This window comes from Enterococcus sp. DIV0970a (genome assembly GCF_051711265.1).
Taxonomy (GTDB): Bacteria; Bacillota; Bacilli; order Lactobacillales; family Enterococcaceae; genus Enterococcus_D; species Enterococcus_D casseliflavus.
In genome coordinates, this window is sequence record NZ_JBIOMF010000001.1 from 2,258,650 (window position 1) to 2,270,817 (window position 12,168).

Consider the following 12,168-nt stretch of genomic DNA (forward strand, 5'->3'; position numbering starts at 1 on the left):
TCTCATCCCTTCAAAAAAAGCAGGTTTCCCTGCTTTTATTTATTGTCCATTCGCAGCATAATTTTTCTCTACCGCTTCTTTTTCTGTCTTCCACCATTCTTCGTTGTTGCGATACCACTCAATCGTATCGGCTAAACCATCTCGGAAATTGGTGAATTCCGGTTGCCAGCCCAATTCTTCTTTCAATTTTGTCGAATCAATTGCATAGCGTAAATCATGACCTGGTCGATCATTTACGTGCTCATACGCGTCTTTGGGCTGATCCATTAGTTCTAAAATCAGTTCAATTACTGCTTTATTATCCTCTTCACCATCGGCACCGATGAGATACGTTTCACCCATTTGTCCCTTTGTTAAAATCGTCCACACAGCTGATGAATGATCATTTGTATGAATCCAGTCACGGACATTTTTACCGTCACCGTACAATTTCGGCTTGATGCCGCTCAAAATATTGGTAATTTGTCGAGGAATAAATTTCTCAATGTGTTGATAAGGTCCATAATTATTAGAACAATTGGAGATCGTCGCTTGGAGACCGAATGAGCGTACCCAAGCTTTTACCAAAAGATCGGAACCAGCTTTTGTTGAAGAGTAAGGACTTGATGGGTTATACGGCGTTTTGTCCGTGAATTTTTCTCCCGCTCCTTCGCCATGTCCCGGAAGATCTTCTCTCAAAGGAAGATCGCCATATACTTCATCGGTTGAAACATGATGGTATCTTACATTATACTTTCGGCATGCTTCTATCAGCGTATACGTTCCAATAATGTTGGTTTGAACAAACGGAAAAGGATCTTTCAACGAGTTGTCATTATGAGATTCTGCAGCATAATGAACGACAGCGTCTGTATCCTGAACCAATCTATCTACCAGCTCCTGATCAGCAATGTCGCCGACAACTAATTCGAAGCGTTTCTTTGGAAGACCATTAAGATTGTTCTTATTTCCCGCATAGGTCAGCTTATCTAAAACTGTTACAAAAACATCAGGATGATTATTGATCACATAATGAACAAAGTTAGAGCCGATAAATCCTGCTCCACCGGTTACAATAATTTTTTTCATCACTTTCACTCCTTATACTTCACCATAGACAAATGTATTTTCTATTTCAAATTCTTTCAGTGTTGGATGTTTTTTATCTTTTTCTGATAGAATCGCTTTTTTCACATCTATAGGCCAAGTAATTGCCAAATCGGGATCATCAAATGCAATGCCGCCGTCAGCTTCGGCATTATAATAGTTGTCACACTTATACAAGAAGTTCACATTTGGGGTAAGCGTCATAAATCCGTGAGCATATCCGCGAGGAACTAATAGCTGGCGATGATTGTGTTCGGTTAACAAGTACCCTTCCCACTCTCCATAGGTCGGGCTGCCTTTACGAATATCTACGATAACATCAAGGACCGCACCAGTCACCACACGAATCAATTTTGTCTGTGCTGCTTCACCTTTTTGAAAATGCAGGCCTCTTAACACACCTGCTTCAGCAGATAATGAGTGGTTATCTTGAACAAAATCAAAGTCAATTCCTTGTGCTGAAAATTTTTCTTTTGAATAGCTTTCAGTAAAAAAACCTCGATGATCGCCATAAACGTCCATCTCTATTAGTTTTACATCTGTCAATTTTGTTTCTATAACTTTCATCAAAGCGTCTCCTCTTTATTCAGCAGCTAGTCGTAATAAATATTGACCATACTGATTTTTTTTCAATGGCTCAGCTAAAGCAACCAACTGCTCTCTTGTGATATAGCCCATTCGGAATGATATTTCTTCCAAACACGAAACTTTCAAGTTTTGCCGTTTTTCAATCGTTTCAATAAAAGTAGATGCCTCAAGCAATGTTTCATGTGTTCCTGTATCAAGCCAAGCGAAACCTCTTCCCATGACTTCAACAGAAAGTTTATTTTTTTCTAGATAAACTTTATTGATATCGGTAATTTCTAATTCTCCACGCGCAGACGGTTTGATATTCTTGGCGATTTCGACTACTTCGTTATCATAAAAATACAGACCTGTTACAGCATAATTTGATTTCGGCTTCTCAGGTTTTTCTTCAATAGACAAGGCGTGCATGTCATCATCAAACTCCACTACACCAAATCGTTCAGGATCATTTACATGATAGCCAAAAACAGTTGCGCCTGATTCTTTTGCAGCAGCTCGTTGAAGCATTTTTGATAGACCGCCGCCATAATAAATATTGTCTCCTAGGACTAAACAAACACTATCAGTGCCGATAAACTCTTCCCCAATAATGAATGCTTGAGCGAGGCCGTCAGGACTTGGCTGTACTGCATAGTCAATTTGCAGTCCTAAGTCTTTGCCATCGCCAAATAACTCTTGAAAGCGAGGAGTATCTTGAGGAGTGGAAATAATTAAAATTTCTTTGATCCCCGCCAACATCAATGTAGACATTGGGTAAAAAATCATTGGTTTGTCATAAATAGGCATCAATTGTTTAGAAGTTGCTTTTGTTAATGGATAAAGGCGTGTTCCTGAACCGCCTGCTAAAATAATCCCTTTCATTCATTACGCTCCTTAAATAATTTACTTGTATTTCTCACCACAGCATTATCTCATTTCTAGAAAGCTTTGTCATTCAATTCAAAGTTTTGAAATGAAAATGTAACTTTTATTTATCAAATACCTTTCTCATGAACAGGCTTCTTATTAAACCCCAGCGCCACACGAATTGCTGGCCAAATGAAGCGGATGTTTTGATTTCACTGGCATTTTTTTCATGTCTTCGATACAACGTTAACTGCTTATCAATAAGTTCGATACGGTTGCCTGCCATTGCACCGATCCACATATCATGCATTGGAATTGCTTGCGGAAACGGAAGAATAGCTGGCTTCAACTCTCTTCGAAAAGCCATGCCTGCTCCGATGTATTTATTTTTAAGCACATTTCGTAAAAATCCGACTTTTACATTCCGATAGTCAAAATAGGAGGGTTCAATCACTTCAAGCTGCTCATCGACAATTCTCAAATCAGAAATGACTACCTGTGTCTCTTTTTTTTCATCAAATTTTGCTTTTGTATCAGCAACTTTATCGGGAAGCCACACATCGTCTTGGTCGGCCAAAAAAATCAGATCGCCTGAAGCCTGCTTAATTGCGTGTTCAAAATTCTTGATAATGCCTTTTTGCGGTCCTTCCAAAAGTTTGATTCGGGGATCTGCGCGATAAGAATCGAGGATATTTCTTGTCTTGTCAGTAGAGAAGTCATCCGAAATAATCAGCTCATCATCTGGTGCAAGTTGAATTAGAATGCTGTCCAGCTGTTCTTGAAGATACTTTTCTCCGTTATAAGTGGCTACACATACTGATATCATAAATGATCCTTCCTAAATGACAAGTATTCTTTCCATGTTCTTCGACTGAATCGGCACATTTTGGGTGAAAGTGCTTGTTTTATTGTTCGAAAAAAAAGCTGTTTTTCATGTTCCTTTTTCTTTTCTTTATCGAAATCCCTATAGAATTTCGATTCACTGGTAAGAATCTGCTCATATCTTTCCCTAGTCATCGTTTTATAATGCATGACTGAAAGATCATGATTCAGCTTTTGGTTTGCGATCAAAAACCGAAAGCCTTCTTGATGTAAGCGAAGAAAAAGCCAATGATCTAAAAAATCCAGCGGAAAAGCATCATTGAATCCGCCGATTTTTTTTATAGCCGCGAGAGTGACTGCGGTGCCGGAATTGATTGCCATAATCCGCTGTTTTTGCTCACCGATAGCAGGATATGCCAGATTTCGATTGATGTAACGATCAGCTAAGACCGGTGATACCTGTGTTGTGCCACTGTAAATCAGCGGCACAACAGCACCTATTTCAGTTCCGATCGTCTCAGTCATAAGAAAGTTTAGGTAGGCTTTTGTCAGCTCCGTATCTTGATCCAAGAGAAGCAGCAAATCAAAATCGCCGCTAGACGCAGACTTAAACCCTTTATTGTATGCTTTGGAGAGGCCGGGATTGTCTGGATCATGGAAATAGGTCACTAATGGATGCTGAAAAAAAGGCTCATCATGACTTTGTGGACTGTTATCATAAACCAGCAATTGGATTTGCTGGTTCTTCACCGCTTTTTCCAAAAGCGGTGAAGCCGACGCTTCTTGCCAGCTTCTTTCATACATTACGATCGTCACAAATAAACGGTTCATCAAAACAGCCTCCAACCCCATTTATTAAAAAATTTCATCATCGAATGCATAAACACCAAAAAGAGTTTTGCACTTCTATGAGCTCCTTTGCCGTATAAGTGCACGACTTTTTCAAAGGGCGTATACAAAATGCGGTACCCCGCTTTTTCATATCTCAAACACAAATCATTGTCTTCAAAATACATAAAGAACTGTTCGTCAAAGCCGCCGATTTCTTTAAAGCGAGCGATTTCTACCAACATAAAACAACCAGAGCCCATTCGGATATAACTGGTTTGATCTTGTGGAAGGTCACGGCACTCATAAGCAGACAGTCTTTTTTTAAATACTTTTTTTACCCAATGAAACGGAATAAATCGCAAGAAATAATCGAATACAGCTAATCGTTTTCTTACTAAATACTGAATAGAGCCATCTTCGTTCAAAACCTGAGGAACTACGACAGCTGCTTCATTCTCTTGAATTCTTTTTAATAATCCTTCAATTGATTCTTTCGTGACAAGAATATCAGGATTGCAAATAAATCCGTATTCTTGCGTTGCATTCATTAATAATTGATTGTGTCCATGACCAAATCCAAGATTTTCATTGGCTGAGATGACAGTGACAAATGGATAATCTTGCATTTTAGCAATGTATTCTGCTTTCGAATTATTATCAAATATTTTCACTTCAAAGCGTGGATCCTCTCCTATCTCTTTCTCCAGATGATCCAATGTTTTGAATATATCACGACTATTATGTGTCACAATACTGATGATTATTTTATTCGTTTTTCTATTATCCATAGTGTATTGTCCTTAATGTTATAAAATGAGAGATACTAGTCAATTTGTTATTATATCACATCCCCGCGCGTAAAAAAAGCACACTCGAGCAAGCAAAGCGATTTCTTCTATTCAGTCCCAGCCGCCCGTTGGATTGCTGCTTGCTTCTTTTCTGAAGTAATCCCTCATCATCAAGAGCAGATAAAAACACCAGCCCCGCTAGAGACTTTCTAGCAAGGGATGGTGTGATGAGTGAATCGTTTACGCTTTCGCACAAAATCTTTTTAAATTAAGGATAAATCCGATTCAACAACCGTGGAAACGGAATGGATTCTCTTACGTGCTCGATTCCTGATAACCAGGTAACGGTCCGTTCTAATCCAAGGCCAAAGCCGGTGTGAGGAACTGAGCCGTACTTGCGTAGATCTAAATACCATGAATATTCATTTTCGTCCAAGCCGTGGGCGCGGATTTGTTCTAGCAGGTATTCATGATCGATAGCACGTTCAGAACCGCCTATGATCTCGCCATAGCCTTCTGGTGCGATCATATCGGCACAGATCACGACATCTTCTCTCGTTGGATGTGGCTTCATATAGAAAGGTTTGATGGCTTTTGGATAGTTTAAGATAAAGACGGGCTGATCGAATGAATTGGCAATAAAGGTCTCATGTGGTGAGCCAAAGTCATCGCCCCATTGAATATCATCGAAGCCGTTCTTTTGTAATAATGCCACTGCATCATCGTAAGAGATTCGTGGGAATGGTAATTTGGTGTATTTTTTCAAGACTTCACGGTCACGGCCTAAGACGTCTAATGCATAGTCACAGTTATCGAGCACATTTTGCACTAAGAATGCCACGTACTGCTCTTGGACTTCCAAGCTTTCTTCTTGGTGCATAAAGGCCATTTCTGGTTCAATCATCCAAAATTCAATCAAGTGACGACGTGTCTTTGATTTTTCGGCACGGAAAGTTGGTCCAAAAGAAAAGACTTTGCCAAACGCCATAGCGGCAGCTTCCATGTACAATTGACCAGACTGAGACAAATATGCTTTTTGATCGAAATAGTTGGTTTCGAATAAATCAGTCGTTCCTTCTGGTGCTGATCCGGTTAGGATCGGTGGATCGATTTTGATGAAGCCATTCTTGTTGAAAAATTCATACGTTGCCCGAATGATTTCGTTTCGGATTTGCATGATGGCGTGTTGTTTTGAGGAACGCAACCATAAATGACGATGGTCCATCAAGAAATCTGTTCCGTGTTCTTTTGGTGTGATTGGGTAATCATGGCTTTCCCCAACAACCTCTAAACCAGAGATACCAATTTCATAGCCGAATTTTGAGCGGCTGTCTTCTCTGATTTCCCCAGTGACCAGTACGGCAGTTTCCTGATTTAGATTTTTCGCTAATTGGAAAACTTCTTCCCCTACTTCACTTTTTACAACGATTCCTTGAAAATACGCTGTTCCGTCACGAAGTTGTAAAAAGGCGATCTTGCCGCTAGAACGTTTGTTAGCAACCCATGCTCCGATTTGAACGGTTTCGCCAACGTGTTTTTTTGCATCTAAAATTTGAATAGATTCCACTTGATTCTCTCCTATCTAATTAATAAAGGCACCATAGAGCATTTTAAGCTTTTTGGCGTTTCTTTTCAACAAAATCATGGATTCGTTTGGTAGCTTCCGCTAACGTGTCCCAATCAGTTGCATAGCTGATGCGTAAATAATCTGGTGTACCAAAACCAGCACCAGTCACTACTGCCACGTGGGCTTCCATCAGCAAGGCCTCCACGAAGGCATCAATGGTTTGATAGCCGCACATCGTCATGGCTTCTTTGACATTTGGGAACAAGTAAAACGCGCCTTGGGGTTTCGTCACCTGAAAACCAGGAATAGCGGCAATTAGCGGATATAGTTTGTTCAAGCGCTCTTCGAAGGCCTGACGCATCACTTCGATCGATTCTTGATTCCCAGTCAGTGCCTCAACTGCTGCGTATTGGCTAGCAGCCGGCGGGTTGCTAGTAGCTTGGGAAGCGATATCGATCATCGCTTTGATGATTTTTGCATCGCCGACAGCAAATCCGATCCGCCACCCAGTCATAGAATAGGTTTTAGAAACGCCATTGATCACGATGGTTTGTTTGCGTATCTCTTCTGATAAGCTTGCGATCGATGTAAAGGTATTGCCGTTATAAACCAAACGACCATAGATATCATCGGCAATGATCCAAATATTATTTTCCACTGCCCAGTTGCCGATTGCCGTTAACGCTTCTTTTGAGTAAATCGCCCCTGTAGGGTTGGCAGGCGAGTTTAAAATGATGGCTTTCGTTTTCTCTGTACGAGCAGCTTCTAATTGAGCCACAGAAACTTTAAAATCGGCTTCTTGCTTGGCTTCAACAAACACAGGTGTCCCTTGCGCTAAACGGACTTGTTCCGCATAGCTGACCCAATAAGGCACTGGAATGAGTACTTCATCCTCTTCATCAAGGAGCGCTTGAAACAGCGTATAAAGGGCAAACTTCGCGCCATCTGTCACGATCACTTGGTTTGAATCATAGTCAGCACCATAAAACTCTTTCATATAAGCAAGAATCGCCTGTTTTAACTCAGGAATCCCCGCAGTTGCTGTGTAAAAACTAGCCTTGCCGCTCTCAATCGCTGCGATCGCTGCTTGGCGAATGTTTTTCGGGGTAATAAAGTCGGGTTCACCGACAGTTAGACTTAATACGTCTACACCTTGGTCCGCTAACGCTTTTGCCTTAGCAGATGCCGCTAACGTTGCGGAGGGTTCCAATTTTTCTGCTCTTTTTGAAAGTACCATGTTTATCATCCTTTCTACGATCCGAAGTTCATTCTATCATAAGCGTCTTCCTATAGTTCAGTGATCGCTTTGATTTCTTCGCCATCTTTGAAACCAATCAAATAATAGTTCAAACGACCATCGCCATCTTTCGTCATGACTTCCCAAGTTGGCTCGCCTTCAAAAATACCCAATGCGGCCTTTTGGATTTCCTGACCTTGATGATTGTCGCGAACAAATGCCTTAGCTTGTGCTTCCGTCAGCCCATCCGCTTGATTAAAAACAGAAACCTTCTCACCGCTTTTTGGGATGATCACAACGATCTCATTGTTATTCGTATCCTTTCCAACAATGCTAAAGGAGGTTTCCTCACGGGTAAACCAATAAAATTGTTCGACCTCTGCTAAATCGGTGTATCTTTCTGCTATTTCGATTGCTTCGTTTCTTGCTTGTCGCATTGGACGAGAAGAACGGAGATAGAAAATAGAAGCGAAGAGAATAACGACCAGTAAGACTGTGATCGCACTCAGCAAAATAACCACACGCCGATGTTCTTTGTCTTTTGTTTTCACACTTCGTACTCCAATCTTAAATAAAATCCATTATATCAGATGTTCAACTCATTTTTCAAAATCGGCTGCTGCTTTTTCCTCTTGCGAAAAAAAATGTTGGATGTCTTCGGCGATCTCGGTTGGACTTGCTTCAATCAGAGGTAAGTTTTTGGGTAAGCCTTTGACCATTCGTTTGCCATACTTTGTCGATAGCAAGCGTCGATCAAGGACGACCATCACGCCGGTATCCTCCTCGGAACGGATCAAGCGCCCCAATGCTTGGCGCAGCCGTAAAATCGCTTTAGGTAAGGCATCTTCTTTAAAAGAATCAATGCCTTCTGCTTCCAAAAAGGCGTGCCGTGCTTGGACCATGAGTTGTTTAGGGTTCTCAAAAGGCAATCGGGTCACCACAGCGATCTTCAGTGCCTGTCCTGGTAAATCGACCCCTTCCCAAAAACTGCTAGTCCCTAATAAGATACCATTTTCCGCTAATAAAAATTTCTTTAAGATTTTCTCACGGGTTCCGCCAGTCCCTTGAGCAACGATTTCTCTGCCATAATGTAGGGCTTTTTTATTCAATCGATCATAGACATTTTTCAAAGTTTCGTGCGCCGTAAACAACACAAGCGCTGGTTGCGGATTGTCAAACAAAATCGGGACCAACGCTTCGACTAAATAATCCGCGTATTCGGCAGCTGATGCTTGTTGGATCGAGAGACCTTTTTTGATTACATACAGTCGCGTTTGCTTGCTGTAATCATAAAAGGCAGGAATCGTTTTGACTGGCACATCCGTCAAGCCGATCTGATGGGCAAAATATTCTTTGTTGCCTGGGATCTTCAATGTCCCCCCTAGATAAATGATGTGCTGATAGCGTTGGTACCATGTGCTCTCCACGATCGAATGTCCTTCTAGATCAGCTAACTCAATCACAGCATTTCCTGACTGGGGATGCTTTTTCAGCCAATGAACGTAACGAGGATGCCACCAAGTCAACCACGCGGTCACTGTTTGTTCCTGTGCGTCCATTTGACTAAAGAAATCAAATAAACGGGCAATCACGATCCGTTGTCTTGCATACCACCGATCATTGGTCAACTCGAATCGCTGACGCAGCTGCTGTTGAATCTCATTGATTTCCTGATAGTAGAGGCTCAATTTTTGATGTAGCTTGTCCTGACCTAAGGTCCCATCATAGAGGTCATGATGCTGAACGACTTGTAATTCTGGGGCATCGATCGATAAGGTGCGAAAATACTGTTCTTGTGTTTCGACCAAAACCGACAATGCATTTCGATACAACGAGAACATCCGTTGCAAAAAATCGTCCTCGGTAATGATCTGGGCAATTTCTTCAAATAGTCCTTCTTCATTCAGCTGTAAAAACTGCCGCTTGAAATGAGCAGAGTCAAAGACATGTTGACTAAATCCTTCTGCTTGCTGCGGCAACTGTTGGGCTTCATCGATCAACAAATAATCACTCGTTGGCAACAGTGGCTGCGCCCGTCGGTTTTCCTGCATTAAAAAGGCATGATTGACGATCAAAACATTGCTTTGCGCCATCCGCCGATATAAATGTCGAACAAAATCTTGTTCATAGAAGGGTTGATCTTTGGCTAAAAAGTCGACCCCGCGATGGCGAATGTCGGTAAATAAAGGATGATCAAGACGAACTAAATTCAATTCATCAAAGTCACCTGTTTCTGTTTTGGTCAGCCAGACTAAGATCCCCATCTGATATTGGGCGTATTGCTTTTGTTCTACCGGTTGATCCAGCGTCGCTTTAAAGCGCTGCAAATCAATGTAATGACGATGGCTTTTGACCAAGACCGCTTGCAAAGGCTGCTGCAGTACTTGGTTCACCAATGGAATGTCTTTGCTAATGATCTGATTTTGTAAAAGAATCGATGAGGTGCTAACGATCAATGGATTTTCTGGCGTCGCTAAATAAGCGGCTGGAAACAAGTAACCGATGGTTTTTCCCATCCCCGTTTCTGCTTCAATAATCAAATTTTTCTCTGGTTGGGTGTAATGCGTATACACCGCATTCATCAAACGTGCTTGTTGTTTCCGATAGATCAAGTGCTCGCCAAAGCGCTGTTCTTTTTCCGTTTTTACTTTCGGATACGTTTCTTGAAAATGCGTGGCTTCAAAAAGCGGAACAGTTTTTTTTCGCAGGACGACGCCGTCGATCACTTCGAAATCTTCCGCCAACTCTGGTCCTTTTTCTTTCAAAATTCCGTGAATATACTCACTCGTTTGCATCCCCATCTGACCGCTTAAAAGCGCAATCTGTTTAAGAGTCGTCCGTGGTAGCTGTCGCATGATTGCTTCAATGTATAAAAATAATGCTGCGGTCACTTCTGCATCACTATCGGCTTGATGCGGGTTGTCATGACGAAAGCCGATGCTGTCTGCCAGATCACCTAAGCGAAAGCTGCTTTCTGTCGGCAAAAACACTTGCGCCAATTCCACCGTATCGATCCCTGGAATCGATAAAGGCGGCAGACCGCAACGAACAAATTCATTGCTTAAAAAATGATAGTCAAAATAAATGTTATGCGCCACAAAAATCGTATTGCTGAGTAAGTTGTAGATCGTGTCAGCTATGTCTTCGAAATAAGGCGCTTTGCTTACTTGCTGGTTTGTGATGTGTGTCAATCGTTGAATTTGCTTAGAAATTCTGCGATCAGGGTTGATATCTGCGGCAAAACGATTAATGATCTTGCCATCTTGGACTAAGACGCAGCCAAATTGAATAATTCGATCAATCGTCGAATCGGTTCCTGTTGTTTCAAGATCCACCACAGCGTATATGGGTTTCATTGTATTCCTCCTTGCACACTGTCTGCATTATACTACAAAATCAATGGCGATTACATCTGTTTTCCCATCGGATACGAGGGTTCGCAGGAAGAAGAACCTTACTATCTAGTATCCGTATTTATCAGCTAAAGGAATTTGTCACTCGTCGCTGATCGCTTTTTTCGACAAAAAAAGGGATCTTTTTTATAATTTACTATAAGGAGGCGAAAAAAATGAATGATTTCAAAAACAAACGAGTGATTGTAACGGGGGCTGCTTCAGGGATTGGAAAAGCGGTGGCAGAACAATTTCTAGCCCAGGGTGCTCTTGTTGGGTTGATTGATCGCAACGAGGAGGAGCTGCAGGAGTTTCTTGCTGACTATGACGCACAAGCCCACTATCGTGCCGTTGACGTCACTGAAGCAGAGAAGCTGCAAGAAGCGATGAGTGGTCTTGTGGAAGAACTAGGCGGTCTCGATGTACTCCACGTCAATGCCGGCATCAACGGTACTTGGACACCGATCGAAGAATTGACGGTGGCAGAATGGGACCAGACGATCAACACAAATTTACGCAGTACCTTTATTACCGTCAAAGCGGCGATCCCATTTATGAAAGCAAACGGCGGCAGCATTGTCATTACGAGTTCGGTCAATGGAAACCGCATCTTCAGCAATTTTGGTGCGACTGCTTACAGTACATCTAAGGCAGGTCAAGTCGCCTTTACAAAAATGGCTGCGCTGGAACTTTCTGGTTATAATATTCGGGTCAATGCTATCTGCCCTGGGGCGATCGCAACGAATATCGATGCCAGCACAGAAATTGAAGAAGAGGTTGCTCGCGTTGAGATCCCCGTCAAATATCCAGAACGTTCTCGACCATTAAAACAAGAAACAGGCGTGCCAGAACAAGTCGCCAACCTTGTGCTTTTTCTATCTTCAGAGGCTGCCGGCAATATTTCTGGAACGGAAGTCTATATTGATGGAGCGGAATCTTTGCTTTAATACAACAAAAAAACGAAAAATCAAACCTGATCCCCTCACTTGTTTCAAGTAAAACCTGTGAGAT

Annotated in this window: 11 protein-coding genes; 1 reads left to right on the top strand and 10 read right to left on the bottom strand. The window is 41.9% G+C overall.

Annotation, left to right across the window (positions count from 1 at the left end; all coding sequences use genetic code 11):
• Positions 1-39: 39 nt before the first annotated feature.
• The 10 genes from rfbB to IGK14_RS10805 all read right to left on the bottom strand — a co-directional run bounded on the left by rfbB (position 40) and on the right by IGK14_RS10805 (position 11,121).
• Complete coding sequence (rfbB, locus tag IGK14_RS10760) at positions 40-1,068, bottom strand: dTDP-glucose 4,6-dehydratase (protein ID WP_010749349.1); 1,029 nt, start codon at positions 1,066-1,068, stop codon at positions 40-42.
• Positions 1,069-1,080: 12 nt separating this feature from the next.
• Entirely contained in the window at positions 1,081-1,653 is a 573-nt protein-coding gene (gene rfbC, locus IGK14_RS10765; RefSeq protein ID WP_010749348.1) for a dTDP-4-dehydrorhamnose 3,5-epimerase, read from the bottom strand.
• Positions 1,654-1,668: 15 nt separating this feature from the next.
• Positions 1,669-2,535, bottom strand: coding sequence for a glucose-1-phosphate thymidylyltransferase RfbA (rfbA, locus tag IGK14_RS10770; protein WP_010749347.1), 867 nt, complete (start codon positions 2,533-2,535; stop codon positions 1,669-1,671).
• Positions 2,536-2,641: 106 nt separating this feature from the next.
• A complete protein-coding gene (locus IGK14_RS10775; protein ID WP_010749346.1) occupies positions 2,642-3,346 on the bottom strand; it encodes a glycosyltransferase family 2 protein in 705 nt (234 codons plus the stop codon).
• Positions 3,343-4,173 (bottom strand): glycosyltransferase, encoded by an 831-nt coding sequence (locus tag IGK14_RS10780; protein WP_010749345.1) that lies wholly within the window; start codon positions 4,171-4,173, stop codon positions 3,343-3,345. Before IGK14_RS10780 ends, IGK14_RS10775 begins: the two co-directional genes overlap by 4 nt.
• Positions 4,173-4,961, bottom strand: a complete 789-nt coding sequence (locus tag IGK14_RS10785) for a glycosyltransferase family 2 protein (protein ID WP_005229506.1) — start codon at positions 4,959-4,961, stop codon at positions 4,173-4,175. The genes IGK14_RS10780 and IGK14_RS10785 overlap by 1 nt, the downstream gene beginning before the upstream one ends.
• Positions 4,962-5,229: 268 nt before the next feature.
• Complete coding sequence (asnS, locus tag IGK14_RS10790; RefSeq protein WP_005229504.1) at positions 5,230-6,528, bottom strand: asparagine--tRNA ligase; 1,299 nt, start codon at positions 6,526-6,528, stop codon at positions 5,230-5,232.
• Positions 6,529-6,571: 43 nt separating this feature from the next.
• Positions 6,572-7,765, bottom strand: coding sequence for a pyridoxal phosphate-dependent aminotransferase (locus IGK14_RS10795; RefSeq protein ID WP_005229502.1), 1,194 nt, complete (start codon positions 7,763-7,765; stop codon positions 6,572-6,574).
• Positions 7,766-7,815: 50 nt separating this feature from the next.
• On the bottom strand, positions 7,816-8,316 hold the full coding sequence (locus IGK14_RS10800) for a cell wall elongation regulator TseB-like domain-containing protein (protein ID WP_010749344.1): 501 nt from the start codon (positions 8,314-8,316) through the stop codon (positions 7,816-7,818).
• 48 nt (positions 8,317-8,364) lie between these two features.
• A complete protein-coding gene (locus tag IGK14_RS10805; protein ID WP_010749343.1) occupies positions 8,365-11,121 on the bottom strand; it encodes a helicase C-terminal domain-containing protein in 2,757 nt (918 codons plus the stop codon).
• 212 nt (positions 11,122-11,333) lie between these two features.
• Here IGK14_RS10805 and IGK14_RS10810 point away from each other — a divergent pair, with 212 nt between their 5' ends.
• Positions 11,334-12,104 (top strand): SDR family oxidoreductase, encoded by a 771-nt coding sequence (locus IGK14_RS10810; RefSeq protein ID WP_010749342.1) that lies wholly within the window; start codon positions 11,334-11,336, stop codon positions 12,102-12,104.
• The last annotated feature ends 64 nt before the right edge of the window (positions 12,105-12,168 follow it).